This window comes from Halobium salinum (assembly GCF_026586625.1).
GTDB classification, from domain to species: domain Archaea; phylum Halobacteriota; class Halobacteria; order Halobacteriales; family Haloferacaceae; genus Halobium; species Halobium salinum.
Genome location: NZ_JAODIW010000006.1, coordinates 904,611 through 929,595, shown reverse-complemented (window position 1 = coordinate 929,595; position 24,985 = coordinate 904,611). Strand labels below are relative to the sequence as shown.

The window sequence follows — 24,985 nt, the reverse complement described above, 5'->3', positions numbered from 1 at the left end:
TCACTCCCCGTCCGCGTGCGCCCGGACCCACAGCTGACCGATGCGGGACAGTTTCGTCCGGTAGGACTTCCCGCGCTCCTCCTGTTCGATGTACCCCTTCCCGCCGGGGCCGAGCCGGTCGACGTTGTAGAGGACTTTGGAGCGGAAGCTGTCGGTGTACTCCTCGTCGAGGTCGCTGGCGAGGGTCTCTGCGAGCTCCGAGACGGAGGCGAACTCCCCGTGTTCGCCGAGGGTGAAGAGGACGAGTTCCTCGAACGGTTTGACGTTCGAGAAGGAGGCGACCGGAAGTTCGACGACGTGGCTCTCGCCGATGCGCTTCGCCCCGATGGTGGTGCCGCGCTCGTCGAACTCCGAGAGCAGGTCGGCGATGGAGTCGAGGCGCTCGTCGACCTCCCCTTCGGAGAAGTCGCCGGCGCGCACGTCCGAGAGGAGGCGTTCGGCGGCGCGTAACTCCTCGGCGAGTTCGGTCTCGAGATACTTCTCGGGCGCCGTGTAGTACGTGTGGATGCGGTCGCGGTCGGCCTGCCGTTCGACCATGATGGAGTGGGCGGCGGTCGCGAAGGCGAAGGAGACCGGCCGGGGCATCGCGCTGACGTTCACCCACACGTCGCGGGGTTCGGGCCGGGCGTCGGTGTCGTTCTCCACCTCGCTACCGGTCCCGTCACCTTCCGCCGTCCCGGCGTCGAGTTCGGCGTTGATCAGGTCGTACGCCTCTTTGAAGGCGGCGTCGTAGTCGTACACGTCGTCGAGAACGAGGCGCTCGGTACGTGCCCCGAGGAGGTTCCGGAAGTCCTTCTCCAGCTTCCCCGACAGTCGACGGGAGTACTCGACGTTCGCCTCGCTCCCGACGGCGCCCTCCAAGAGGACCACGCGGTCGACGTCCATCTGGTCCCGGATGAGCGGGGCGATGAGCCGGTCGTAGTCGAAGCCGACCGGCACGATGTGTGTCTGCATCTTTCTCTTGCGTGGTAGTTCGCGGGGTATCGATTAAAGGGACGTTGGTTCTCGGCGTTCTGTCGTTCCGTGTGGGTGGGACGAACTCTCGGTGGGTTCGTTTTGACCCACAGCTCATCGCCGAATGGAGCAGAATCGGTTCGGAACTAACGGAGCAACGGTGACTCAGCAGAGTCCTCACACGGATGCGACGACCGATACAACGGTCGCCGGCGCGCGCCGCCCCGACCCCGTGTCGCGGCTCGACGCGCGAGGGACCACGGCCGCCCTTGTAGCGGCCGTCCGGAGGCTGGGGAGGTGTGAGGTTGTACTGCAGGGTGGGCTTCGAAAGGGGCCGAGAGCGTGGGGGCTTTCGCAGGGCTTCCGGACGCTACTGCTCCAGCAGCCCGAAAACGAACCCACCGAGAGTCGAATCCGACACCCGACGTTTGGCCATCGTTACCGCACACAAACACGCTACATCCTCACACACTCACAGGGAAGTTACCGAAGCGACACACATACAAACCCCGACCGGAAGTACCGTGCATGGGATGGAAAGAAGCCGCCGAACCACTACTGACGCGCATGCCGTCGGTAGTTCGGCCCGAGGGGCACGTTCCCTTCAAGCGGAAACTCGGGTGGACGGCCGGCATCCTCGTACTGTACTTCTTCCTCACGAACATCACCGTGTGGGGGCTCGCTGAGCAAGGCAACGACCTATTCGGGCAGTTCCGCTCGATTCTGGGCGGGAGCCAGGGGTCGATTCTCCAGCTCGGAATCGGGCCCATCGTCACGGCGTCCATCGTCCTCCAACTACTGGGCGGCGCGGACTTGCTCGGACTCGACACCGACGACCCGCGCGACCAGATTCTCTACCAGGGGCTCCAGAAGCTGCTCGTCGTCGCGATGATCTTCCTGACGGGCATCCCGATGGTGTTCGCGGGCGGATTCCTCCCGGCGAGTAGCAACCTCGCCGACGCGCTCGGCGTCGGAATCTTCGGCGTTCAGGTGCTCATCTTCGCCCAAATCGCCGTCGGGGGGATTCTCATCCTCTTCATGGACGAGATCGTCTCGAAGTGGGGCGTCGGCTCCGGTATCGGCCTGTTCATCATCGCCGGCGTGAGCCAGCAGCTCATCGGCGGGCTGTTCGGCTGGCAGGGGCTCACCGGCAACATCGGCTTCCTGCCGGCGTGGGTCGGCATCATCACCGGGAGCATCGACATCGGCTCGCCGCTGACCGCCGAAGGCCTCCAGGCCATCTTCATGGGCCAGGGGCAGCTCATCGCGCTCGTCACGACGGTGCTCATCTTTGTCGTCGTCGTGTACGCGGAGAGCGTCCGCATCGAGATTCCGCTGAGTCACGCCCGCGTGAAGGGCGCTCGCGGTCGCTTCCCGGTGAAGCTCATCTACGCCTCCGTCCTGCCGATGATTCTCGTCCGCGCCCTGCAGGCGAACATCCAGTTCCTCGGGCGCATCCTCCAGAGCCAGCTCGGCGCCGCCGGGATGCCCAACTGGCTCGGCGTGTACAACCAGCAGGGCCAGCCCACCGCCGGGTTCTTCTACTACTTCAACCCTATCCAGGCACCGGGTGACTGGATGTGGTGGACCGGTATCGCACAGGAACCGTGGCAGGTCGCCCTCCGCGTCGCCATCGACCTGACGTTCATGGTCATCGGCGGCGCCATCTTCGCCGTCTTCTGGGTCGAGACCACCGGAATGGGGCCGGAGGCCACGGCGAAACAGATTCAGAACTCCGGGATGCAGATTCCCGGCTTCCGGCGTAACCCGCAGGTCATCGAGAAGGTGATGGAACGCTACATCCCGCAGGTGACCGTCATCGGCGGCGCGCTCGTCGGCCTGCTCGCGGTCCTCGCCAACATGCTCGGCACCATCGGCGGCGTCTCCGGCACGGGGCTGCTGCTCGCCGTCTCCATCACGTACAAGCTGTACGAGGAGATCGCCGAGGAGCAGCTCATGGAGATGCATCCGATGATGCGCTCCATGTTCGGCAACGGGTAGCCACCTCTAACCCGAGTTCGGCTCCCTCCGTCGCGGACGAACCTCCTTCTGTGGCCGGCCTGTTTGCCGTCTTCGCCGCCGACCAGTATCGGCCCCTCTCGGGTCGACACACCTTCGTCGGGCGTCCGGGCCGAACGACCGTCGGTTCCCACCGTACCCGCGAGATACCCACCTCGAGCATAGTCAGGTTTAATTACTGTAGGTGGTTGAGAGTATCTGCATGGCACGCGACGGTGCGGCAGGCGAGTCCGGCCGGACCACGGGACGGTCGGACGCGTCACTTTTCGAGTCACCTCACTGACCCGCCGAGACGCTGGCACGCGGCGGCCGGACCCGGCGTGGAGCCCGCATCGAGGTCTGCGACACCGAGGCCGACCGGTTACTGTGATGCCGGCGTCGGTTCCGTGCAGGCGAGTACCGACGGCTCACCGTGAGTCGACACGAGGCGTTCTCATCAGTGATACTCGGCGTGACAGATTTTTATACGAGTTCGGTGTCGCCACCAGACGAACATGGACGCGGAACGAGGCCCGAGGTCGTGAGTCGATGAGCATCACCGAACGCCGCGACGACGACTCGCTGTACGCTCTCCCTCGCTTCGAGCTACAGTGTCACCTCGACGACATCGACGACCCGACGGAGGTGACGGTGTTCGCGGACACGCGTACCGTCGAGTTGGCGACGCAGTGGATTTCCGTCGACGCCGGCTCCGCGGTGTCGCTCGAAGACGTTCGCTGAGTTCGGCTCGTCGGGTCGGTCCGGACCGACTGGCCGCCGTCGGCCGTCCGGCGGCACCCGTCAGAACTCCGGCGGTTTCTCCTTCGGCTCCCTGTCTGGAATCGCGCCGACTGACGAGTCGAGGACGGTGAGCGAGTCGTCGACGAGGAAGCGGAGTTCGTCCCCTTCACAGCAGAACCGGACGTCGATTCGGAGCGGGTCGGTAGACTCGACCCGTTCGAACTGCTCGTAGACGTTGTCGGAGGGGAGAACGGCGTAGATGTCGACGCCGCGGTCGTAGAAGAACGACACCGCACGCGGGTGAACCGTCAGTACCGACCCCGCGTGCGTGTGGAGGTACCAGTTACATCGATTGCACGCGTGTCTGACTGCGACGTTCTCGTCCTCCAGTAACGGCGCAGATAGTCGTTCACCGTCCTGGACGGTCGTGCTGACCGACCCGGAACAGTAAGGACAGTGATTCTGGCGGAACGCGGCGTAGTCACGACGGAGCCGATTCGTCGCCGCACGCTTCAGCGACTCGGGGTCGTCGGGGTCGAACGCGGCCGCCGGAAGGGGGTAGGTGGAGTACTCGATGTCACAGTCGTGACAGCGGATGTGCATACGCCCGCCGCGATAGCCGAGGAGCGTCGCTTCGCCACAGGAGTCACAGATGCCGCCGGAAGGGAGCGGGTCGACCGTGACGTCGGATTCGAGCCAGAACTGGAGCGCTTGGTACACTCGGATGCCCGGGAGTTCGAGGCGGTAGCCCGCGTCGGTTCGGGTGACGAAGGGGTCGACCAGCTTGTTGAGGTGGTACGAGAACTTCCCGTTGTCCTCGACGCCGACGGCCTCCTGCAGCTCCGAGAAGGGAACCGTCGAGTACTCGCCCGGCTCGCTCAGGTCGCCGAGCGCCTCGACGATTCGGAGGCGCGTCTCGTTCGCCAGGACGCCGAAGAGGGCGTCTTGGGTCGGAGCGTCCGACTCGGCCATGAACGTCCTGCTCCCTTCCGACGGAAGGGTCCTTCGCTTCTGAGAGCGGGACCGACGAGCCCGTCGTCGAGCCGGCGACTCGGACGGGGTGGCCCGACGCCGGACGGGCGGTGTCACCGGAATCCGGTCGACAGCAGCTACTTCGGTCGTCTATCCGTCGTCCTCGGCGAACTCCGCGAGACCGCCGCCGCGGGCGACCTGTTTTATCTGACTGTCCGACGATACGTCCTCGACGACGACAGACTCCAGTACGTCGAGCGATTCGTCGAACAGGAGCCGTAACTCGTCCCCCGCACAGAGGTATCGCGACTCGATTCGCAGGGGGTCGGTCGACTCCACCTGTTCGAGCTGTGTGTAGACGTTGTCCCACGGGGGCGTCTCGTAGATGTCGACCCCCCGTTCGTAGAAGAACGAAACGGCTGCGGGGTGTATCGTCATGACCGCCCCGGCGTACGTGTGGATAAACCAGTTGCACCGGTCACAGGAGTGCAGCATCGAGACGTGTGCATCCTCACACGGCGGGGTAGGAATCCGGTCGCCGCCCTCGACCGACCGCCAGACCGGCCCCGAACAGTACGGGCAGACCGCTTGCAGAAAGGCGAACTTGTCCTGCCAGCTACGCCGTACAGCCGCCCGTTCGAGCGACTCGGGGTCGTCGGGGTCGAACGCCGCCGCGGAGAGCGGGTACTCCTGATACTTCGTCCCGCAGTCGCGACAGCCGACGTGGTACCGTCCGTCCCGATAGCTGATGGACAGTCCGCCCTCCTCACAGAAGTCACAGACGTACCCCATGTGGTGGGGCTCGACGGTGACCGGCTCCTGGAGCCAGAACTGGAGCGCCTGATAGACGCGAATCCCGGGGAGTTCGAGGCGGTAGCCCCCTTCGGAGCGGACGACGAAGTAGCCGGTCAGTTTGTTGAGGTGGTAGGAGAACTTCCCGTTGTCCTCGACGCCGACGGCCTCCTGCAGCTCCGAGAAGGGAATCGTGGAGTACTCGCCCGGTTCGCTCAGGTCACCGAGCGCCTCGACGATGCGGAGACGCGTCTCGTTCGCCAGGACGCCGAAGAGCGCGTCGTGGGTCGGGCGGGTACCGTCGGTCATACGTCCCCTGGCCGCCTCCGACGTAAGGGGTCTTCGCTCCCGACGGCCTGCCGACAGGAGGTGAAACGTTCTTCACCCAGAAATTAAGAGGAATCACCCCCTCAACCCCGTTGCCGTCGTCCGGGACCGTCGTCTGTGCCTCTGTACGGTACCCCGTTCGACGCATCGACTCAGTGTGTGGTGTCGCCCGGCACCCCACACGCCACGGGGGACGGCGTTGCCCGGCGCCGTCTCCCCGTTTCTGCGGCAAGCGTTTAGCCCCCCGCGGTCGTAGCGCACTGTATGAGCGACGACATGACCGGGTTGGAGGCCGAACTCCGTAGCAACGGCATCAGCGTGGAGGCACTCTCACGCGGGGATCAAGTCGAGTTGACCTACCTCACCGCCTTCCCCGGCGAGCGCGTCCACCACCCCGAGATGGGCCGCGCGCTCAACACCTTCATCGACCTCGTCGAAGACGACCGCTGGGAGCCCGCCCGCGTTGAGGCCACCGTGGTCCGAGCCGACGACGACGTACAGGGAACGTGGCACGCCGAACCCGAGTGGTTCGACGCACTGTGTTCCTACCGCATCAGCGAAACCGAGTTCTCGACGCGCGTGCTCGACACGCTGGAGGAGTCCGTCGACGAGGAGTCGGAGACCCTCGACGAGACCGCCGACGCCTCCGGGGGTGCGGCGTGAAGCGCCTCCTCGTCGAGCGCGAGCCCTCACGCTTCGAGTTCTCGAAGGTCCGCGCCCGCTTTCGTAGCGACGACACCGAGTGTGTCGGCTGGCTCTACCGCCCGGACCGACCGGTCGACGCACCCGTGGTCGTCATGGCGCCCGGCTTCGCCGCCGAACGACGGTGGGGCCTCCCGGCGTACGCAGAGCGCCTCGCCGAGCGCGGGTACGCCGTCTACCTCTTCGACTACCGCGGCTTCGGCGACAGCCGGGGCGAACCGCGGGGGCTCGTCAGCCCGAAGCGACAGCTCGCGGACCTCCGCGCCGCCATCACGGCGGTCCGCCGGTTGGACGGCATCGACGAGAACCGGCTGGCGCTCTGGGGCATCTCGCTCTCGGCGGGCCACGCGGTCCGGGTCGCCGCCGAGGACACCGGCGTCGACGCCGTCGTCGGCGTCACCCCGCTGCTGGACGGTCGGTCGCTCGTCCTCTCCGGCGGCGTCGTCACCGGGCTCAAGCGCGTCGCCGCCGGCGTCCGCGACAGACTCCAGTCTATCGCGCTCGGCGACCACACGCTTCCCGTCGCCGACGAAACCGGGACGGCCGCGTTCGTCCAGCCCGGGACCCGCGCCGGCTACCTCGACCTCCTCGACAGCGACGACGCGTGGGACAACGAACTCCCCGCCCGGTCGTTCCTCTCCCTGCTCCGGTACCGCCCGGTCGGGACGGTCGGCGACGTGACCTGCCCGACCCTCCTGCTCGGCGGGACCCGCGACGAGGTCGCTTCGGCCGACTCGGTGTCGAGCGCCGCCGGGAAGATGCCGAACGCGACGTACGTCAGCCTCCCGACGGACCACTTCGGCGTCTACCACGGCGAGACGTTCGAGCAGGTCGTCGGCCACGCGACGGCGTTCCTCGACGCGAACCTCTGAGGCGGGACGACCGCCGTCGTCCCGTTGGGTCTCGAGCCCGCCGCCGCAGTCGTCAGCGTCGGCTCCCTCGGCGTCGAGACGAACCGTCGGGAGGAGAAATAGTCGTCTTCGCGCTCTACCAGTCGATGACTTCCTTGTCCCGCCAGAACCGGCCGGCGGGACTCCCCGCCTCGAACCGGCTCAGCCACACCGGTGTCTCGGCGCCCTTCTCCACCGGTCGGGTGGCGTCGTCGCCGGCCATGTCGGTCTTGACGTACCCCGGACACGCCGAGTTGGCGATGAGGCCGTCGTCGGCGTACTCCCCGTGGAGGTACGCGGTGAGGCCGTTGATGCCCGTCTTCGAGATTCGATACGAGGGGGAGCCGCCGGACTGGGCCTCGTTGAGCGCGCCCATCCCCGAGGAGAGGTTGACGACGCGCCCGCCCTCGTTCTGGAGAAGGAGGGGAACGGCGTGCTTGCAGACGACCATCGGGCCGCGGAGGTTGGTCGCCAGCGTCCGGTCGATTTCGGCGGTGGGCTCCGCGACGATGTCGTCACCAGAACGCGAAGCGTTCTGGTTGGCTCGAAAATCGCGGAGCGATTTTCGAACGTTCCCGAACTCCCCGACGCCGGCGTTGTTGACGAGTACGTCGAGGCGGCCGACCTCGTCGAAGATGCCGTCGACGGCGGCTTCGACGTCTCCCTCCTGGGTCACGTCGAGGAGGACGCGCTCGGTCCCTTCGGGCGTCTCGTTGGATTGACTCCGGGACCCGGCGTAGACGGTCGCGCCGAGCTCGGAGAGCTGGGTGGCGATTTCGGCCCCGATACCGCGGTTCGCGCCCGTGACGAGGGCGACCTGTCCGCTGAGGTCGTCGTAGAGTTCCGGCTCGGTCATCGCCCGTGGGTTGGCGTCTGTGGTGGGAAAGGGATTCGTTTTCGAGTGTAGCCGGTTGGAGGTGTCCGGGCCGGAGCGTGATTCGAATTGTCTGCGGAAGCCCCGTCGCCCCTTCCGGAGCCCCACCCGCGGGTGGTTCGGCTGGCCGTCGCTCCCCGGCCGGCAGGTGAGTCGTCCCACCGGTGCTCCGGCATCAGTCGTCCACGACCTCGACCGTCAGCGACTCGAACGCCTCCCCGGTCCAGCGCCACGCCCGTACGACGAACTCCTCGTCCTCGTCGGAACCCGGAACCACGATACAGTAGACGTAGCCGGGCCACGTCGCCTGTCGCCGGTCTGTGTCGCTCGGCTCCGGTGGACCACGGGGGTGTGAGTGGTAGAAGCCGACCACGTCGTCGCCGGCCGCCTCGGCGGCCTCGATTTCGGCGAGCGTCGCCTCGGGGTCGAGTTCGTAGTGCGTCCGAGGGTCGGCGGCGACGTTCGGGACGGGACGGGCGTCGCGGACGGCGTCCGACTCGTCGGGGTCGGCCCGCGAGCCGATCAGCACGCCACACACTTCTCGGGGTGCCCCGCTCCGAGCGTGCGAACGTAAGGCGTCGCGGACCGAAGCGTCGAGGAGGAGGTTACGAGAAGTCACGCCGCATGGCAATCTCGAACCAGGGGCACCAGCGCAGCTGACGGTAGAACCGGGGGTTCTCGTAGAGGTGTTCGTAGTCGGCCCACAGGATGCCGCCGATCTCCTCCGGGTCGGGGTCGAGGGAGGTGTCGTCGAGCGTCACCTTCAGCACGGTACAGACCTCCCACTCGACGCCCTCGTTGGGGTAGTAGCGCTTGTACTCGAACTTGTCCGTCACGCGGAGGTCGTCGTACTGGTCGGGGGTGACGCCGAGTTCGTCCTCCAGGCGGAGGCGGGTGGCCTCTTTCTGGGACTGGCCCTGGTCGGGGTGGGAGGCGACGGTGCCGTCCCAGTACGTGTCCCAGAGGCGCTTGCCGGGGGCGCGCTGGCCGAGCAGGATGCGCCCCTCGCCGTCGAAGACGAGCGCGGTGAACGCTCGGTGGCGGATGCCGTCGCCCATGTGGGCGTCCAGCCGGTTGACGACGTCCTGTTCCTCGTCGTTCTCGTCGACGGCGACGACGTTCTTCCGGGCGTTCTTGTGGGTCTCCGCGTCGCTCGACCCCTCGGCCGGCGTCGCCTCGTCTTTGGACGACATGGCGTCTTCCGTACTCATGGCCGTCTCATGGCACAGGGGGGCTAAGGATGCTTCGGTGCGGGCGCCTTCGCCGTGCGCGCGCTACGGGCGCCGCGGAGAAGACAAGAACAAAGAGCCGCCCCGGAGAACGTCGGCTCGTGTACTCCGTCGACCTCCACACGCACAGTCGGTTCTTCCACGGGTGGGCCGGTCGCCCGACACGGTTCGACCCCGTCGGACTCCGGCTGCTCGCCGCGGGGGCTCGGCTCCGCGGTCTCGACGGCCTCGCCGCGACGAACCACGACTACGCGTACTCGGCGGAGGTCGGCCTCCCCACAATCCCGGGTATCGAGGTGTCGACGACGGAGGGTCACGTCGTCGTCGTCGGCGAGAGTCCGCCGCGACGGACGGCGCTCCAGGGGTACACCCCCGCGGAGGTCGTCGACTACGCCCACGACAACGGCTGTGCGGCGATTCTCGCCCACCCGTTCCGCAACAGCGGCGCCCGCGACGCCGACGCCGACTTCGACGCCGTCGAAATCAACGGGAAGAACCCCGAACACATCGAGGCCACCAAAAAGCTCGCCCGCGACCTCGGCCTCCCGCTCGTCGGCGGCAGCGACGCCCACTACCCCGTCGAGGTGGGCCGGGCGTACACCCGTATCGACGCCGACTCCCTCGAACCGCGGGCCGTCGCCGACGCCATCCGGGACGGGCGGGTGACGGCGATGACGAAGTTCGGGCCGCTCGACCGGCTGCTCAACCGGGCGTACACCGTCTCACACTCCCAGAAGGACTGGATGGACGCCGAGCCGGTCGAGAACTGAGACCGGCCGAAGGCCGGGAGCGTCCGAGAATCAAGGCCGTTCGAGCCGCCTTCGAGATTCGCAGCCCGGTTCCTCGGGTGCGGACCGACCAACCCGGCTTGCCGAGCGCGGACGACCAACTGGGTTCGACGGGCGCGGATGGCCAGCCCAGTTCGACCGTCGCACCTCGGCCGGCTACCCCAGTCGCTCGTCGAGGATGAGCCGGGTCTTCGTGCTCTTTACCTCCTCCAACTCGCGGGCCTTCGTGATGAGTTCGTTCACCGCGCGCGTGTCCACGCAGTCGACGACGAGCACGATGTCCTCCTCGCCGCTCACCTGCCAGACGAAGTCCACCTCGTCCCAGTCGGCGATGTCGTCCGACACGCCGGTGGTGTCCACGTCGACGGCGACGGTCACCTCTATCATCGCCTTCACGTTCCCCGTGTGGGTCGTTACCGTGAACCGCTCGATGACACCGTCCTCGGTCATCCGCTCGACGCGGTTGCGGACGGTCCCCTCGCTCGTGCCGACGCGCTCGGCAATCTCCGTGTACGGGGTTCGTGCGTCCCGTCTGAGCACGTTCAGGATGCGGCGGTCCAGGTCGTCCATACACCGACGTGGGTATCGCCGTCCTTAGCGATTACGAAATTCGTAACATCGCTTCGAAAGCAACACTTATGCTCGTGGCTCTATACGCTTCTCGTAATGTCGGACGCCTACATCGCGCTGGCCGACGGGCGCGTACTCGAAGGGCGCGGACGCGCCCCCGGCCGGACACGCGGAGAACTGGTGTTCACGACCGCATACACGGGGTACGAAGAGAGCCTCACGGACCCCTCCTACGAGGAGCAGGTCCTCACGTTCTCGTACCCCCTCATCGGCAACTACGGCGTCCGAACCGAACGGATGGAGTCCGAGCGGGTCCACCCGACCGCGGCCATCGCTCGCGAGCTCACCGACGAGGTCGTCGAGTGGCTCGCCGACGAGGGCGTCCCCGCCATCGACCACGTCGACACCCGGGAACTCGTTACGAGCGTACGCGAAGAGGGCGCCATGCGGTGTGGCATCGCCGTCGGCGACGACGTCACCCCCGAGGACGCCCGCGAGGAACTGGAAGCCTGCGAGGGGATGAGCGACCACGTCGACATCGGGAAGCAAGTCAGCGTCGACCGCGCCCGCGTCGTCCGCGCCGAGTCCGGGAGCGAGTCCGACACGCAGGTCGCACTCGTCGACTGTGGCGTGAAGGGTTCCATCGTGGACTCACTCGTCGAACGCGGCGCCGACGTGCACGTGCTCCCCTACGACGCGAGCATCGAGGACGTGGCGTCGCTCGACCCGGACGTGCTGTTCGTCTCGAACGGGCCGGGCGACCCGGCCAACTTCGAGGCCGCACGGGCGCTCGTCGAGTACTTCGTCGGCGACGTGCCCGTCGCCGGCATCTGTCTCGGCCAGCAGATCGTCGCCCGCGCGCTCGGCGGCGACACCGAGAAGATGACGTTCGGTCACCGCGGCGTCAACCAGCCGGTGCGCGACCTCGAGTCGGGCCAGGTCGTGATGACGACCCAGAACCACGGCTACTCCGTCGCCGAGCCCGGTCCGAAGCTGACCGTCACGCAGGTGAACGTCAACGACGACACCGCAGAAGGGCTGGAGAACGAGGAACTGGACGTTCTCACGCGCCAGTACCACCCCGAGGCGAACCCCGGCCCGGAGGACACGCTGGGCTTCTTCGACGACGTGCTCGCGATGACCGACGCCGGCGCCCGCCGGACGGTCGTCGCCGACGACTGAGTGGGCGACGGAATCGACGACGGCGGAATCGACGACGACCGACCCGCTCCTTCTTTGCCGCGACGACGGCATCCGTAGTCGCCGCTCGGACAATCACCGTCGGCACCGCCGCTTCCGTTTAGTTCCGAACCGGTCGGTGAAAACGACGGATAGCCAGCACCTTCTTCCCTGAAACCGGCGTAGCGGCGCATCGACGCCGGACGGACGAAGGGGGAGAGCCTGGGGAGCGTCCACGTCCGGGAGCAGCGGCGGCGTGTCGGCACGGCGGGTGGTGAGTCGACGCGACGGGAGCCGGGTCGAGGCGGCCCGTCACGGTGACGGCGAAGCGCCGGACCCGACTACGGCGGTGGGCCGAAGCGGCCGATACGGAACACACTCGCAACTACATGATGGACCCCACCGACACCCGACCGACGGAGAAGCGAACCTTCCACCACGAGCCGGACGACGGAGCCCACATCGGAACGAGCATCGCGGAGGCCATCGCGGCCGTCGAGGGCGTCGACGCCGGCGACGCCCCGTCACCGCTCGAGTCCGTGGTCGACACCGACGCGCTCGACGCCCTGTTCGCACCCCGCAACGAGGACTGTACCCGCGGACGAGGGCTCGTCCGGTTCCCCTTCGAACGACACCTCGTCACCGTCTGGGCCGACGGTACCATCGTCGTCGAGCCGGACGCCGTCGGCGGGTAGCCGTCGACCGTGCGCCACGTCCCGGCCCGACGCGGACCGACCCGGTTCGGACAGGCCTAAGTACGACCGACCCCGAGTCCCGGATAATGGACCGTGCAGACCTCCGGCCGTCCTTTCGCGGCTTCGCCGCGTTCACGACGGCGCTGACCGGCCTCCTCGTCGCGCTCGGCGTCTACACCGCCGCGACGGGGTCGGGGCTCGCCTGTTCGGCGCAGTGGCCGCTGTGTAGCGGTGGGGTGCTCCCGCAGACCCTGCCGGACTTCGTCGAGTGGTTCCACCGGCTCGTGGCGATGGTGGTCGGCTTCTTCATCCTCGGCACGGCGCTCTGGTCGTGGCGCGTCGGCGGCCGGGCGAAGCTGACGGCGACGCTCGCGCTCGTCCTCCTGCCGCTCCAGGTGAGCATCGGCGCCGTCACGGTGACGCTCTCCGGACTGATTCCCGGCGGCTACTCGCCACCGACGCAGGCGGCCCACCTGCTCGCCGCGCTGAGCATCTTCACGTCGCTGCTGCTGACGACGCTGTTCGCGTCCGACGGCGACTACGCGAGTTCGTCGCTGCGGCGAACGCGGCTCGCGCTGTTCACCGCGGGCGGGCTCCTCCCCATCTCGCTGCTGACGAGCAGGGTGCCGCTCCTGTTCGGCTACACGCCGGCCGCACAGGCGGCGTTCGTGCTCTCGTCGCTCGCGCTGTTCGCCGCGCTCGTGGCGGCGGCGTTCTGGGCGGGGCGGTCGATGCCGCGGCTCCGGACGACGCTCGTGCCGGCGCTCGTCCTCGTCTTCGCCCACCTGCTGCTCGGGCGCGACCTGCTCATCTACAGCCCGACGGTGCGGGTCGCGAACGCCGCCATCGTCGTCCTCGCGGCCGCCGTCGTCGGGCTGGCGACGTGGTTCGCGCTCCGCGGCGAGGACGAGGGGACGGTTTCGGAGAGCGGGTTCGTGGGTGGGGACTGACTCGGTCGCACCGCGAGCGACTCGTGTCGCGAGCACGTGCCACCGTGGCAGGGCGGAGACTGACGCGGTCGCGGCGTTGCAGCCAAGCGGCCGCTCCGAGCGCGACGAGCCGCCGCGGCGGTACGAGCGACCCGTGTCGCGAGCACGCGCCACCGCGGCAGGGGAGCGACTGACGCAGTCGCGGAACTCGCAACCGACGGTCCGCGGCGACACGAAGCGACGCCGAACGTATCACGAATCCTGAGTACTGATTCCCGCAGAAATCGCCGTACGAGCCCGGAGAAGACCGAAGAAGCATTATACCGTGCGGCCGATGAGTCTTGGCATGGACCGACGTACCTACATCAAGTCGACGGCCGGCATCGGCGCCGGTCTCGGACTCGCCGGCTGCATCGGTGGCGGCGGTGGCGGCGAGGGCGACGGGAACGCGAGCGAAGGGACCACGACCGAGGGTGGCTCCGGCGAGGGGAACGCCTCGGGCAACGGGAGCGCCTCCGGTAACGAGAGCGGCTCCGGCGGCGAGTCGAAGGGACAGATTCTCATCGGGTCGGACATCCCGTACCGGCCCTTCGAGTACCGGACGAACGAGGACGAGTTGGTCGGCTTCGACGTGGACATCGCCGAGGCCGTCTTCGGCGAGCAGCTGGGGTACGACCCCGAGTTCAAGCAGACCAGCTTCGACACCATCATCCCGTCGCTGAACAACGGGAACTTCCGCGTCATCATGTCGGCGATGACGATCAACGACACGCGGGCGGAGAAGGTCGACTTCTCGGACCCGTACTTCACCGCGTACCAGACCATCGTGGTCCTCCAGAACAGCGAGGTGCAGTCGGCGGAGGACCTCGCCGGTAAGTCCGTCGGCGTCCAGAAGGGGACCACCGGTCAGACCGCCGCCGAGGAGCTCAAAGAGGAGCTCGACGGCGACCTGACCATCAAGAGCTACGACCAGATTCCGGCGGCGTTCAGCGCGCTGATGAACAACCAGGTGTCGGCGGTCATCAACGACAACACGGTCAGCGCCGAGTTCGTCAATCAGAACGAGGACGCAGTCCGGTTCGTCGAGGGCGACGGCGAGGCCGCGGCGGAGGGGGAGAACGCCCCGCCGTATCTCACGCTGACGGTCGAGGAGTACGGTATCGCGTTCCGACAGGACGACGACGAGCTCCGCGAGCAGGTCAACGAAGCGCTCGCGACCATCCGCGAGAACGGGACGTACGACGAGATATACAGCGAGTACTTCTCGGGCTGACCACCCCGTAGAGCTTTTACCTGATTCGTTCAACGCATACCAATGGCAGAGACATATTCCGACGGAACGACGACCGACGGGACCGGGGAGGGGTTCCTGAACGACCGGACGCTGAAGTGGGTCGGCGTCGCCGGGTCGGCGCTGTTCACCCTCGTCATCGCCGCGTTCCTCGCGTACATCGTGGTCGTCCAGGTGAACTTCGCCCTGCTCGTCGAGGTCTTCCAGCCGCAGTTCGTCGACGCGCTGTACACCGTCCTCACCGTCGTCGTGGTCGGCAGCGTCCTCTCGGTGACCGCGGGGGTCATCGTGGGACTCGCACGCGTCTCGAAGACCACCTTCACGCGGTCGGTCGCGAAGGGGTACATCGAGTTCTTCCGCGGGACGCCGCTCCTGTTCCAACTCGCGGTCGTGTTCTTCGGCATCCCGGCGCTGTGGCCCTCGGGGCAGTTCCCCTTCCAGAACTTCGCGTACCCGGCGGCCATCATCGGGCTGACGCTGAACCACGCGGCGTACATCGGCGAGGCCATCCGCGGCGGCATCGAGTCGGTGCCGGACGGCCAGATGGAGGCCGCCCGCTCGCTCGGGATGTCCTACATTCAGTCGATGCGCGAGGTCGTGCTCCCGCAGGCGTGGCGCAACGCGCTGGCCGCCATCGGCAACGACCAGGTCATCCTCGTGAAGGACACGTCGCTGCTGACGTTCATCGCCGTCCCGGAGCTCATCTCCTTCTTCCGGAACGTGAACAGCACCAACTTCGACGCGTGGACGCCGCTCCTGCTCGTCGCCATCGGCTACCTCGCCATCACGGTCCCGATGGGGATGCTCGTGCGTTATCTGGAGGCGCGTGCGGACCCCGCGGGGAGGGGTGACCGATGAGCGACTCCGCCGAGCGGACCGAGTCCGAGTCGGCGTCGACCGAGCGCGACGGGCAGTCCGCAGAGAGCGCCCGGGCGGCCGGCACCGAGCGTCCGCTGCTCGAGTTCGACGAGATTGACAAGTACTTCGGGGAGACGCACGTCCTGAAGAACGTCTCCCTCGACGTCCCCGACGGCGAGGTGTGTGTCGTCATCGGCCCTTCGGGGTCGGGGAAGTCGACCCTCCTTCGCTGTGCCAACCGGCTGGAGGAGATTCAGTCCGGCGAAATTCGCCTCGACGGCCAGTCCATCTCCGCGAAGGACGCGGACATCAACCGCCTGCGCCAGCGCATCGGGATGGTGTTCCAGAGCTTCAACCTCTTCCCGCACAAGACGGCACTGGAGAACGTCGCGCTCGCCCCGCGAAAGGTGAAGGGGATGCCGAAGGAGAAGGCGAACGAGCGGGCGGCGGACCTGCTGGACCGCGTCGGACTGTCGAAGCAGAAGGGGTCGTACCCGAATCAGCTCTCCGGCGGCCAGCAGCAGCGCGTGGCCATCGCCCGTGCGCTCGCGATGGACCCGAAGGTGATGCTGTTCGACGAGGTGACGAGCGCGCTCGACCCCGAACTCGTCGGGGAAGTCCTGGGAACGATGCGGGACCTCGCCGACGAGGGGATGACGATGATGGTCGTCACCCACGAGATGGGGTTCGCCCGCGAGGTGGGCGACCGAATCGTCCTGATGGCCGACGGGGAAATCGTCGAGTCCGGCGAACCGAAACAGTTCTTCGAGAACCCCGAGACCGAGCGCGGCAAGCGGTTCCTGTCGCGACTGCTCTGAGGCGGCCGACGTCGCGCGTCGGCTGACGGCCACGCGACTTTTCCTCCGACCGTCCGAAGCCGACCGTGTATGTCCGACGAGTCCGAGCTGAACGTCGAGGTCGAGGTCGAGGTCGAAGTAGAGGTCGACGAGGACGAACTCGAAATCGAGGTCGACCGCGCGACGGAGGCCGAGGCGGAACTCGAGATGGACGGTCTCGAAATCGAGGTCGAAGTGGAGGTCGAACGCGAGGGTGAAGACGAAGACGAAGACGAGGACGAAGAAGAAGCCGACCTCGAAGAGTTCGAGGGCGCGGAGGACGACGAGTCGGCCGGCGACGAAGAGGACGACGACGAGTCGACCGACGAGCCGTAGTTCCCGACGCGACCCCCGGAAGCCGACCGAACCCGCCCCGGAGAGCGCGTCGTTTATACGCCCGAAGGGGCAACTCCGGGTATGACCGAACCGCGCGTCCCCGAGGCGCCGGGGGCCGAACTCGAACTGCCCTGCGGCGAGACCAAGCGGGTCCGCGACCTCGACATGGGTATGCGGGAGTTCGACTGCGCCTGTGGCGAGACCCACGCCGTCGTCACCGACGTGCACCCGCCGGATCGATTCCTGCCCGACTTCCTCGTCGCCGTCCTCCGGGAGGCCATCGAGACGACCAGCGAGGAGATGCCGGAGTTCGGCACGCCTCACCTGATGGGCATCGTGCTGGAGGAGTTCCCGAAACGCGTCGTCGCCGAGGACGTCACCGACGACCAGGACGTGGGCTACGCGATGGTGTGGGTGACCGACTTCGACTCCCGCCGGCTCCACGAGATTATCGTCGAACTCGTCGTCGAACTCATGGAACACGCCGTCTCCCACAGCGACGACACCGGCGCGACCACCGAGTTCGAAGAGCAGATGCTCCAGTTCGACGTGAGCGAGTTCGTCGAACAGTACCGGGAAGAGCGCGACCTGAGCGAAGACGACGTGTACGCCTGAGTCTCGACCCGCCGTCTCCCCCGCCTCAGTCGACTCGCAACTGATTCTCCCTCGCGTCCAACGTCGCCAAGCCCCCCAGCGGCAGCGGCACGTGCGGGTCGGTGTGACCGAAGTCGACGTCGAACACGGCGACCGCGTCGGGCGCGTACTCGGCCAACTGCGTCGTCACCGCGTCCCGGATGTCGGACCGGTACTCCTCGAAGTCGCGGTCGCGGTCGACGCGCGGGTTGAAGCTCTTCGGTCGCCCGACGAGGACGCCGTCGAACCGTTCGAGCAGACCGCGCTCGCCCATCGAGCGGAGCGTGTACCCCACGTCGGCGGCGTCGGGGAGCGTCTCGGACGTTTCGAGGGCGAGGACTGCACCGTCGAAGTCGTCCGGGTCGGGAAGGTACCGCGAGGTCTCCAGGTGCCACGAGACGATGCTGTAACAGCCGCCCCAGACCCGTCCCTCGACCGCCCGCTCCGCGTCGGCGTCGGGGCCGAGCCACCAGCCGTGGCCGTCGGTCGGACGCCACTCCCGTGGCTCCCCGTCGAACTCGTACCATCCGTCCGTCCACTCCTCGGCCGGGTCGACGACGCCGAGCCCGTCCTCGAACAGGGCGCGTCGGAGGTACCGTTCGGTGTACGGGTGGAGGTCGGGGTCGAGCGCGAGCGTCGGCATAAGTTGGGCGGCGTAGCTGACGATGCCGAGGTTCCAGAGGTACAGCCGGAGGTTGTCGTTGTCGCTGAAGCCGTAGAACCGGGTGGGGTTCTCCCGGAGGACGTCGGCGTCGAGGTGACGGAGCACGCGAATCTGGTCGTCGCCGCCGGTGACGGCCATCACGCCCCGGACCTCGGGGTCGGCGAAGGCGCGTTCGATTTCGGTGGCGCGCTCCGCGGGCGGGACCGGTTCCTCGGCGCCGACGCGCTCTGCGGTCGGGTAGACGACGGGGTCGAGGCCGAACGTCTCGCGGAGGCGGTCGAGTGCGACCGAGAACCACGGCTCGGCCGGGGGTCGGGAGGGGGCGAGAACGGCGAGCGTGTCGCCCGGTTCGAGGGCGGGCGGGACGGTGAACGAGGGCATACCCCTGCGAGACCGGCGCTGACACAAAAAGATACGGCGGGCGTGTGGTTCGGTACCACGGCGTGTTCACGACATCCTTTGCGAAATTCGTAACGCTATTTCGCATCTCGTATCGATTCGCCGGGCTTATTACGATTCGCGGATTCGGTGTCGATAATGAGCGACGAGGACACCGACACCGTCGTTTCGGACGACCCGAGCCAACACCCCGGCACGGCGTCCGAGGACCGGACCATCCTGCTCATCGGCAGTGGACCCATCCAGATCGGACAGGCCGCCGAGTTCGACTACTCCGGCGCGCAGGCGTGTCGCGCCCTGCAGGAGGAGGGCGCCCGAGTCGTCCTCGTCAACTCCAACCCGGCGACCATCATGACCGACCCCGAGATGGCGGACCGGGTGTACATCGAGCCGATAAACACCGAGGCCATCTCCGAAATCATCCGCAAGGAGGAGCCAGACGGCGTCATCGCCGGTCTCGGGGGGCAGACCGGCCTGAACGTCACCGCCGAACTCGCCGAGGAGGGCATCTTAGAGGAGTACGACGTGGAGATAATGGGCACGCCGCTCGACACCATCTACGCCACCGAGGACCGCGACCTCTTCCGCCAGCGCATGGAGGACATCGGCCAGCCCGTCCCCGCCTCGACGACCATCTCGCTGGACGAGGGCGAGTCGGTCCAGACGCTCACCGAGGCCGACCTGAAAGAGCGCGTCGAGGCCGCCGTCGAGGAAGTTGGCGGCCTCCCAGTCATCGCCCGGACGACCTACACCCTCGGCGGCTCCGGTTCCGGCGTCGTCGAGGAGATGGACGAGTTGCTCGAACGCGTCCGCAAGGGGCTTCGCCTCTCGCGCAACGACGAGGTGCTCATCACCGAGTCCATCGCCGGCTGGGTCGAGTTGGAGTACGAGGTGATGCGCGACGCCGACGACTCCTGCATCATCATCTGCAACATGGAGAACCTCGACCCGATGGGTATCCACACGGGCGAGTCCGTGGTGGTGACGCCCTCGCAGGTCATCCCCGACGACGGCCACCAGGAGATGCGCACCGCCGCGCTCGACGTGATTCGCGAACTCGGGATTCAGGGCGGCTGTAACATCCAGTTCGCGTGGCACGACGACGGCACGCCGGGCGGCGAGTACAGGGTGGTCGAGGTGAACCCGCGCGTCTCGCGCTCCTCCGCACTCGCCTCGAAGGCGACGGGGTACCCCATCGCCCGCGTCACCGCGAAGGTCGCACTCGGCAAGCGCCTCCACGAGATAGAGAACGAGATAACGGGCGAGACGACGGCGGCGTTCGAGCCGGCAATCGACTACGTCGTCACGAAGGTGCCGCGCTGGCCCAAGGACAAGTTCGACGACGTGGACTTCGAACTCGGCACCGCGATGAAGTCCACGGGCGAGGCGATGTCCATCGGGCGCACCTTCGAGGAGTCCCTGCTGAAGGCCCTGCGCTCCTCGGAGTACGAACCGAGCGTCGACTGGGTCGACGTGAGCGACGAGGAACTCGAAGCCGACTACCTGGAGTCGCCGACGCCGGACCGTCCGTACGCCATGTTCGAGGCGTTCGAGCGCGGCTACAGCGTCGAGGACGTGGTCGAACTGACGGGCATCAAGACGTGGTACGTCGAGCGCTACGCCCGCGTCGTCGAGGCCACCGAGGCCGCCGCGGCGGGGAACTTCCAGCCGGCCGCCAGCGCCGGGATGACGAACGCCGAGGTCGCCGCGGCCGCCGGTGCCGGTATCGAAGAAGTCGAGATGCAGGTGCCGGACCGCGCGTTCAAGCAGGTCGACACCTGCGCCGGCGAGTTCCGCGCGTCGACGCCGTACTACTACTCGGCGCGCCAGCCGGAGTACCTCAACGGCGACCCGCTGGAGGAGGTGCGGGTCGACCGCGACGTGGAGAGCGTCGTGGTCGTCGGCGGCGGCCCCATCCGCATCGGGCAGGGCGTGGAGTTCGACTACTGCGCCGTCCACGCCGTCCGCGCCCTCCGCGAGATGGGCATCGACGCCCACGTCGTCAACAACAACCCCGAGACGGTGTCGACGGATTACGACACCTCCGACGGGCTGTTCTTCGAGCCGATTACGGCCGAGGAGGTCGCCGACGTGGTCGAGGCGACCGGCGCCGACGGCGTGATGGTGCAGTTCGGCGGTCAGACCTCCGTCGACGTGGGCGACCCGCTGGAGGACGAACTCGCCCGCCGCGGCCTCGACTGCCGGATTCTGGGGACGTCGGTCGAGGCGATGGACCTCGCCGAGGACCGCGACCGGTTCAACCGTCTGATGGACGAGAAGGGCATCCTCCAGCCGGAAGGTGGCTCCGCGACGAGCGAGGCCGAGGCGCTGGACCTCGCCCACGACCTCGGCTACCCGGTGCTCGTGCGCCCCTCGTACGTGCTCGGCGGGCGCGCGATGGACGTGGTGCACAGCGACGAGGAACTCAAGGAGTACATCGAGGAGGCCGTCCGCGTCTCCCCGGACAAACCCATCCTCGTCGACCAGTTCGTCGCCGACGGCGTGGAACTCGACGTCGACGCCGTCGCCGACGACGAGGGGAACGTCCTCGTCGGCGGCATCATGGAACACGTCGAGGCCGCCGGGGTCCACTCCGGCGACTCCGCCTGCATGATTCCGCCGCGTTCGCTCTCCGAGGAGACCCTCTCCCGGGTTCGCGAGGTCGTCGAGGACATCGCCGACGCGCTCGACACCGTGGGTCTGCTGAACGTCCAGCTCGCGGTGAAGGACGGAGACGTGTACGTGCTCGAAGCCAACCCGCGCTCCTCGCGGACGGTCCCATACGTCTCGAAGGCGACGGGCGTCCCCATCGCCAAACTCGCCGCGAAGGTGATGGCCGGCGCCTCCCTCGACGAACTCGACGCCGAGGAGACCATCCCCGAGAAGGTGAGCGTCAAGGAGGTCGTCCTGCCGTTCGACCGCCTCCCCGGCTCCGACCCGCGCCTCGGCCCCGAGATGAAATCCACCGGTGAGGTGATGGGCACCGCGGCCTCCTTCGGGAAGGCCTACGACAAGGCCCAGTCCGCGACCGGCAAGCCGGTTCCCGAGTTGGGGACGGCCGTCGTCGACCTCTCGGATTCCGAGTTCCCCGACGCCGACACCGAGGCAGGGGCGGAACTCCGCGACGGCTTCGGCGAGTTCTTCGACCTCGTCTCCTTCGACGACGACGAGGCGTTCCGCGACGCAATTCGCCGCGGCGAGGTCGACCTCGTCGTCTCCCGGAACCGCACCGCGCTGGAGGCTTGCGTCGAGGAGGAGGTGACCTACTTCTCCACCGAGGCGAGCGCGAGCGCCGCGGTCGAGGCCCTGCGCGCCAAGGACGAGGACATCGACGTGGAGGCCGTCTCCGACCGCCCGCGCCGGGTCGCCGAGTGGGGGAAGTAGGCGGTCCCGGTTCCCCCGTCACGGCGACAGGACCCCGCCGTCGACGGCGCTCGCTACGGTTATCTCCTCGTCGGTCGTACCCTCGCTTACAGGACGAGTCCGCCGGTGGGGTCCGGTGACCTGGTCACCCCACGAACACTTGTACCGCCGGCGGGCCGACCTGTGCGTTCTCGCGCTCGGTCACGCTCAATCACGCTCAATCAAGCTTGTCGAGCGCGCGGAAGAAGTCGGAGGCCGGGCCGGCGAGCCGCACGGGCGGCTCCGTGCGACCGATTTGCACCTCCGTCGGGGGCTCGACGACTTGCTTGCTCCGGCCGTCGCTGACGACGACGGCCTCGTCACCGCCGGTGATGCGGACCGTCACCGTCGCATCGGGTGCGGCGACGAGCGGCGGCATCCCGTCTCCGGCGCACATCTCGTTGACGACGAGGGAGTCGACCGCCGGATGGACGAGCGGGCCGTCCTCGCTGAGGTTGTAGGCGGTCGACCCCGTCGGCGTCGCGACCAGCACGCCGTCGACGTGGCCCACGGAGTACTGCGAGCCGTCGACCAGTACCTCCACGTCGATGCCGCCGCCCCGCCCGCGCCGGGGGCCCTGGACGACCACCTCGTTCATCGCCGCGTCGCCGCGCCAGCCGTCGCCCTCGGCGGCGATGCGGGCGATGTCGCGCGTGGCGATGCCGCGCTTCCGGCCGGCGTCGACGACCGAGTGTACGGTGTCGACGGCCTCCTCCGGGGAGACGGCGTTGAGAAAGCCCACCTCGCCGAGGTTGACGCCGAGCATCGGGGCGTCGCCGGCACCGCGGGCCGCGAGGAGGAAGGTGCCGTCACCGCCGATGGAGACGACGAGGTCGCAGGTGCCGAACTCCGAAACCGGGGTGCCCGTCTCGCCGAGCAGCGTCGCGGCCGCCTCGTCGAGACGGGTCGACACCCCCGTCTCCGCCAGCCGGTCGCGGATGTCGTCAGCCAGGCGCGCCGCCCGCTCGTTCCCCTTCTGGGCGACGATTCCCACGTTCATAGCCCGCGGTTCTCGCCCGCTCTCCAAAAGCACACCGTCCTCGCCGTCGTTCACCGCAAGGCAACATTCATGATGCCCGAGACATACGGTCCGCCCATGTCCGTGGCCCCGGCACCCGGCCCGCTCGATTCGACGCCGACCCGCCGGAACGACCGGTTCGAGCGGAGTCCGACACCGCCGACCGGGAGGCGGTCCACGAGGAGCGTGACCGGCCGTGAGTGAGGGCGAAGACGGCGACGACTGGTTCGAACGGGCGATTCGGGAGCCGGCGGTCGAGGAGGGCTCCGACGCCGGCGAGCAGAGGGTCGAATCCGGTGACTCGGGAGTCGAATCCGGTGACGAGGCGCCAGCGACCGGCGAGGTCGACGCCGAGCAGACCGACGCCGCCGACGGGTCGACCTTCGGCTTCGACGCCGAATCGTCCGGCTTCGACGCCGAGTCGGGCGTCGACCCCAACCCGGACCCCGGCCCGTCCGGCGCTTCGGGCCACGACACGGGCGACTCGAGCGCGGACCCGTTCGGGGAGGACTTCGCGACCGCGTTTCAGAACGCGCCGTCGCTGGGTGGCCCCAGTGGTGCCGACGCCGACGCCGGCTTCGACGATACCGGCCCCGCAGATGCCGGGTTCGGCATGGGGTCGCCGCAGGGCCACGCCGGGGGCGCCCCCGGTTTCGGGGAGTTCGGTCAGCAATCCGGGTCGGGGTTCGACGCGACCGACGAGGAGGAGTTCGAGTCGACCATCCCACGCATCGCGCTCGGCATCGACGGACTCGACGAGATGGTGCTCGGGGGCGTCCCCGAGCGCTCGCTCATCGCCGTCATCGGCTCGGCCGGGACCGGAAAGACCACCTTCGGGCTCCAGTTCCTTCACGAGGCGCTCCGCGAGGGCGACAGCGCCGTCTACATCACGCTGGAGGAGAGCCGCGAGGCGGTATTGTCGACCGCCGAGGAGAAGGGGTGGCCGTTCCGCTCGTACGCCGAGGAGGACCGCCTCGCCGTCGTCGCCATGGACCCCGTCGAGATGGCGAACTCCCTCGAGTCCATCCGCAACGACCTGCCCCGCCTCGTCGAGGCGTTCGGCGCCGACCGCGTCGTCCTCGACTCCGTCTCCCTGCTCGAGATGATGTACGACCACCCCTCCAAACGTCGGAGCGAGGTGTTCGAGTTCGCCCGCTCGCTCAAGCGCATCGGCGTGACGACGATGCTCACCTCCGAAGCCAGCGAGGACACGCCGTACGCCTCCCGCTTCGGAATCGTCGAGTACCTCACCGACGCCGTGTTCGTCCTCCAGTACGTCCGGCCGTCGAACTTCCGCGAGACCCGCCTCGCCGTCGAGATTCAGAAGATTCGCGACGCGAACCACTCTCGCGAGACGAAGCCCTACGATATCACCGACGACGGCATCTCGGTGCATCGGCAGGCGAATATCTTCTAATCGACCTTTTTTCGCCCTCGGGTGGCCGCTTCGCGGCCACCNNGCCCACCGCTCGGGCAAAAAAGCTCGACCATCGCCAGAACGCGCCGCGTTCTGGCTATCCAGCCAGAAACCGAAGGTTTCTGGCGACAAAAAAGGCCGCTCGCTCCCTGCGGTCGCTCGCGGGGAGAACAGAACGACCCCAGGGCACCGCCACCGCTACCGCGACAGCACCGCCACTGCCGCCCCGACAGCACCGCCACCGCTACCGCGACAGCACCGCCACTGCCGCCCCGACAGCACCGCCACCGCTACCGCGACAGCACCGCCACTGCCGCCCCGACAGCACCGCCACCGCTACCGCGACAGCACCACCCGCCTCGTCGCCCGTCGAACCCCGCCGACGCTCCGCCCGAACCCCTCTGACAGCGCCGCCCGCCGCTCCGCGCTTCTTTTATCAATACTTCGATAGAACGATTCCATCCCGTGGTTTCAAGCCGCGTACGGTCCAT

24 protein-coding genes are annotated in these 24,985 nt (G+C 67.8%); 15 read left to right on the top strand and 9 right to left on the bottom strand.

Translation table 11 applies throughout. The features are described from left to right. Entirely contained in the window at nucleotides 1–954 is a 954-nt protein-coding gene (locus N5095_RS08030; RefSeq protein ID WP_267622247.1) for an HFX_2341 family transcriptional regulator, read from the bottom strand. Nucleotides 955–1,482: 528 nt separating this feature from the next. Between N5095_RS08030 and secY the strand changes: the two genes are divergently transcribed. Beyond that, nucleotides 1,483–2,955 (top strand): preprotein translocase subunit SecY, encoded by a 1,473-nt coding sequence (gene secY / locus N5095_RS08025; RefSeq protein WP_267622246.1) that lies wholly within the window; start codon nucleotides 1,483–1,485, stop codon nucleotides 2,953–2,955. A 546-nt stretch (nucleotides 2,956–3,501) separates the two neighbouring features. Further along, nucleotides 3,502–3,693, top strand: a complete 192-nt coding sequence (locus tag N5095_RS08020) for a DUF7511 domain-containing protein (RefSeq protein WP_267622245.1) — start codon at nucleotides 3,502–3,504, stop codon at nucleotides 3,691–3,693. 60 nt (nucleotides 3,694–3,753) lie between these two features. Here N5095_RS08020 and N5095_RS08015 read toward each other — a convergent pair whose 3' ends face one another. After that, a complete protein-coding gene (locus N5095_RS08015; protein ID WP_267622244.1) occupies nucleotides 3,754–4,665 on the bottom strand; it encodes an ArsR/SmtB family transcription factor in 912 nt (303 codons plus the stop codon). Between the two features lie 150 nt (nucleotides 4,666–4,815). Continuing rightward, nucleotides 4,816–5,766, bottom strand: a complete 951-nt coding sequence (locus N5095_RS08010) for an ArsR/SmtB family transcription factor (RefSeq protein WP_267622243.1) — start codon at nucleotides 5,764–5,766, stop codon at nucleotides 4,816–4,818. Nucleotides 5,767–6,048: 282 nt separating this feature from the next. Here N5095_RS08010 and N5095_RS08005 point away from each other — a divergent pair, with 282 nt between their 5' ends. Both N5095_RS08005 and N5095_RS08000 read left to right on the top strand, forming a co-directional pair. Further along, nucleotides 6,049–6,447: a DUF8159 domain-containing protein gene (locus N5095_RS08005; RefSeq protein ID WP_267622242.1), complete on the top strand. Its 399-nt coding sequence runs from the start codon at nucleotides 6,049–6,051 to the stop codon at nucleotides 6,445–6,447. Then, a complete protein-coding gene (locus N5095_RS08000; RefSeq protein ID WP_267622241.1) occupies nucleotides 6,444–7,358 on the top strand; it encodes an alpha/beta fold hydrolase in 915 nt (304 codons plus the stop codon). Before N5095_RS08005 ends, N5095_RS08000 begins: the two co-directional genes overlap by 4 nt. Before the next feature lie 115 nt (nucleotides 7,359–7,473). Here N5095_RS08000 and N5095_RS07995 read toward each other — a convergent pair whose 3' ends face one another. The 3 genes from N5095_RS07995 to N5095_RS07985 all read right to left on the bottom strand — a co-directional run bounded on the left by N5095_RS07995 (nucleotide 7,474) and on the right by N5095_RS07985 (nucleotide 9,461). Then, nucleotides 7,474–8,232: an SDR family NAD(P)-dependent oxidoreductase gene (locus tag N5095_RS07995; RefSeq protein ID WP_267622240.1), complete on the bottom strand. Its 759-nt coding sequence runs from the start codon at nucleotides 8,230–8,232 to the stop codon at nucleotides 7,474–7,476. Between the two features lie 193 nt (nucleotides 8,233–8,425). Beyond that, nucleotides 8,426–8,869: a desampylase gene (locus N5095_RS07990; protein WP_267622239.1), complete on the bottom strand. Its 444-nt coding sequence runs from the start codon at nucleotides 8,867–8,869 to the stop codon at nucleotides 8,426–8,428. Further along, nucleotides 8,856–9,461: an NUDIX hydrolase gene (locus N5095_RS07985; RefSeq protein WP_267622238.1), complete on the bottom strand. Its 606-nt coding sequence runs from the start codon at nucleotides 9,459–9,461 to the stop codon at nucleotides 8,856–8,858. The genes N5095_RS07990 and N5095_RS07985 overlap by 14 nt, the downstream gene beginning before the upstream one ends. Nucleotides 9,462–9,580: 119 nt before the next feature. Here N5095_RS07985 and N5095_RS07980 point away from each other — a divergent pair, with 119 nt between their 5' ends. Next, on the top strand, nucleotides 9,581–10,249 hold the full coding sequence (locus tag N5095_RS07980; RefSeq protein WP_267622237.1) for a PHP domain-containing protein: 669 nt from the start codon (nucleotides 9,581–9,583) through the stop codon (nucleotides 10,247–10,249). A 174-nt stretch (nucleotides 10,250–10,423) separates the two neighbouring features. Here N5095_RS07980 and N5095_RS07975 read toward each other — a convergent pair whose 3' ends face one another. Continuing rightward, nucleotides 10,424–10,837: an Lrp/AsnC family transcriptional regulator gene (locus N5095_RS07975; protein ID WP_267622236.1), complete on the bottom strand. Its 414-nt coding sequence runs from the start codon at nucleotides 10,835–10,837 to the stop codon at nucleotides 10,424–10,426. Between the two features lie 96 nt (nucleotides 10,838–10,933). On the opposite strand from N5095_RS07975, the gene carA reads away from it, so the two are divergent. The 8 genes from carA to N5095_RS07935 all read left to right on the top strand — a co-directional run bounded on the left by carA (nucleotide 10,934) and on the right by N5095_RS07935 (nucleotide 17,576). After that, nucleotides 10,934–12,019, top strand: a complete 1,086-nt coding sequence (carA, locus tag N5095_RS07970) for a glutamine-hydrolyzing carbamoyl-phosphate synthase small subunit (protein WP_267622235.1) — start codon at nucleotides 10,934–10,936, stop codon at nucleotides 12,017–12,019. A gap of 314 nt (nucleotides 12,020–12,333) precedes the next feature. Continuing rightward, entirely contained in the window at nucleotides 12,334–12,711 is a 378-nt protein-coding gene (locus N5095_RS07965) for a HalOD1 output domain-containing protein (protein WP_267622234.1), read from the top strand. 86 nt (nucleotides 12,712–12,797) lie between these two features. Next, the gene (locus N5095_RS07960) at nucleotides 12,798–13,661 is read left to right on the top strand and encodes a COX15/CtaA family protein (protein ID WP_267622233.1); all 864 of its coding nucleotides are present in this window, start codon (nucleotides 12,798–12,800) and stop codon (nucleotides 13,659–13,661) included. Nucleotides 13,662–13,986: 325 nt separating this feature from the next. Then, nucleotides 13,987–14,913, top strand: a complete 927-nt coding sequence (locus N5095_RS07955; RefSeq protein ID WP_267622232.1) for a basic amino acid ABC transporter substrate-binding protein — start codon at nucleotides 13,987–13,989, stop codon at nucleotides 14,911–14,913. A 42-nt stretch (nucleotides 14,914–14,955) separates the two neighbouring features. Then, on the top strand, nucleotides 14,956–15,789 hold the full coding sequence (locus N5095_RS07950) for an amino acid ABC transporter permease (protein WP_267622231.1): 834 nt from the start codon (nucleotides 14,956–14,958) through the stop codon (nucleotides 15,787–15,789). Then, nucleotides 15,786–16,607: an amino acid ABC transporter ATP-binding protein gene (locus N5095_RS07945; protein ID WP_303651554.1), complete on the top strand. Its 822-nt coding sequence runs from the start codon at nucleotides 15,786–15,788 to the stop codon at nucleotides 16,605–16,607. The genes N5095_RS07950 and N5095_RS07945 overlap by 4 nt, the downstream gene beginning before the upstream one ends. 69 nt (nucleotides 16,608–16,676) lie before the next feature. Next, a complete protein-coding gene (locus N5095_RS07940) occupies nucleotides 16,677–16,961 on the top strand; it encodes a hypothetical protein (protein ID WP_267622230.1) in 285 nt (94 codons plus the stop codon). 81 nt (nucleotides 16,962–17,042) lie between these two features. Then, entirely contained in the window at nucleotides 17,043–17,576 is a 534-nt protein-coding gene (locus N5095_RS07935) for a DUF5815 family protein (protein ID WP_267622229.1), read from the top strand. Nucleotides 17,577–17,601: 25 nt separating this feature from the next. On the opposite strand, the gene N5095_RS07930 is transcribed toward N5095_RS07935, so the two are convergent. Then, nucleotides 17,602–18,639, bottom strand: coding sequence for a S66 family peptidase (locus N5095_RS07930; protein ID WP_267622228.1), 1,038 nt, complete (start codon nucleotides 18,637–18,639; stop codon nucleotides 17,602–17,604). A gap of 156 nt (nucleotides 18,640–18,795) precedes the next feature. Between N5095_RS07930 and carB the strand changes: the two genes are divergently transcribed. After that, nucleotides 18,796–22,041, top strand: coding sequence for a carbamoyl-phosphate synthase large subunit (gene carB, locus N5095_RS07925; protein ID WP_267622227.1), 3,246 nt, complete (start codon nucleotides 18,796–18,798; stop codon nucleotides 22,039–22,041). 196 nt (nucleotides 22,042–22,237) lie between these two features. Here the strand turns inward: carB and N5095_RS07920 are convergent, their stop codons facing one another. Beyond that, the gene (locus tag N5095_RS07920) at nucleotides 22,238–23,059 is read right to left on the bottom strand and encodes an NAD(+)/NADH kinase (protein ID WP_267622226.1); all 822 of its coding nucleotides are present in this window, start codon (nucleotides 23,057–23,059) and stop codon (nucleotides 22,238–22,240) included. 214 nt (nucleotides 23,060–23,273) lie between these two features. Here N5095_RS07920 and N5095_RS07915 point away from each other — a divergent pair, with 214 nt between their 5' ends. Continuing rightward, nucleotides 23,274–24,494 carry a KaiC domain-containing protein gene (locus N5095_RS07915; RefSeq protein ID WP_267622225.1) on the top strand — a complete coding sequence of 407 codons (1,221 nt, stop codon included), beginning with the start codon at nucleotides 23,274–23,276 and terminating at the stop codon, nucleotides 24,492–24,494. Nucleotides 24,495–24,985 lie beyond the last annotated feature (491 nt).

Bases quoted from the DNA above. Each gene is read 5' to 3' on its own strand.
- N5095_RS08010 (WP_267622243.1), bottom strand. From the start codon at position 5,766: ATGACCGACGGTACCCGCCCGACCCACGACGCGCTCTTCGGCGTCCTG.
- N5095_RS08030 (WP_267622247.1), bottom strand. From the start codon at position 954: ATGCAGACACACATCGTGCCGGTCGGCTTCGACTACGACCGGCTCATC.
- N5095_RS07995 (WP_267622240.1), bottom strand. From the start codon at position 8,232: ATGACCGAGCCGGAACTCTACGACGACCTCAGCGGACAGGTCGCCCTC.
- N5095_RS07955 (WP_267622232.1), top strand. From the start codon at position 13,987: ATGGACCGACGTACCTACATCAAGTCGACGGCCGGCATCGGCGCCGGT.
- N5095_RS07975 (WP_267622236.1), bottom strand. From the start codon at position 10,837: ATGGACGACCTGGACCGCCGCATCCTGAACGTGCTCAGACGGGACGCA.
- secY (WP_267622246.1), top strand. From the start codon at position 1,483: ATGGGATGGAAAGAAGCCGCCGAACCACTACTGACGCGCATGCCGTCG.
- N5095_RS07930 (WP_267622228.1), bottom strand. From the start codon at position 18,639: ATGCCCTCGTTCACCGTCCCGCCCGCCCTCGAACCGGGCGACACGCTC.
- carA (WP_267622235.1), top strand. From the start codon at position 10,934: ATGTCGGACGCCTACATCGCGCTGGCCGACGGGCGCGTACTCGAAGGG.
- N5095_RS07945 (WP_303651554.1), top strand. From the start codon at position 15,786: ATGAGCGACTCCGCCGAGCGGACCGAGTCCGAGTCGGCGTCGACCGAG.
- carB (WP_267622227.1), top strand. From the start codon at position 18,796: ATGAGCGACGAGGACACCGACACCGTCGTTTCGGACGACCCGAGCCAA.
- N5095_RS07940 (WP_267622230.1), top strand. From the start codon at position 16,677: ATGTCCGACGAGTCCGAGCTGAACGTCGAGGTCGAGGTCGAGGTCGAA.
- N5095_RS07950 (WP_267622231.1), top strand. From the start codon at position 14,956: ATGGCAGAGACATATTCCGACGGAACGACGACCGACGGGACCGGGGAG.
- N5095_RS08020 (WP_267622245.1), top strand. From the start codon at position 3,502: ATGAGCATCACCGAACGCCGCGACGACGACTCGCTGTACGCTCTCCCT.
- N5095_RS07935 (WP_267622229.1), top strand. From the start codon at position 17,043: ATGACCGAACCGCGCGTCCCCGAGGCGCCGGGGGCCGAACTCGAACTG.
- N5095_RS07960 (WP_267622233.1), top strand. From the start codon at position 12,798: ATGGACCGTGCAGACCTCCGGCCGTCCTTTCGCGGCTTCGCCGCGTTC.
- N5095_RS07920 (WP_267622226.1), bottom strand. From the start codon at position 23,059: ATGAACGTGGGAATCGTCGCCCAGAAGGGGAACGAGCGGGCGGCGCGC.
- N5095_RS08005 (WP_267622242.1), top strand. From the start codon at position 6,049: ATGAGCGACGACATGACCGGGTTGGAGGCCGAACTCCGTAGCAACGGC.
- N5095_RS07985 (WP_267622238.1), bottom strand. From the start codon at position 9,461: ATGAGTACGGAAGACGCCATGTCGTCCAAAGACGAGGCGACGCCGGCC.
- N5095_RS08015 (WP_267622244.1), bottom strand. From the start codon at position 4,665: ATGGCCGAGTCGGACGCTCCGACCCAAGACGCCCTCTTCGGCGTCCTG.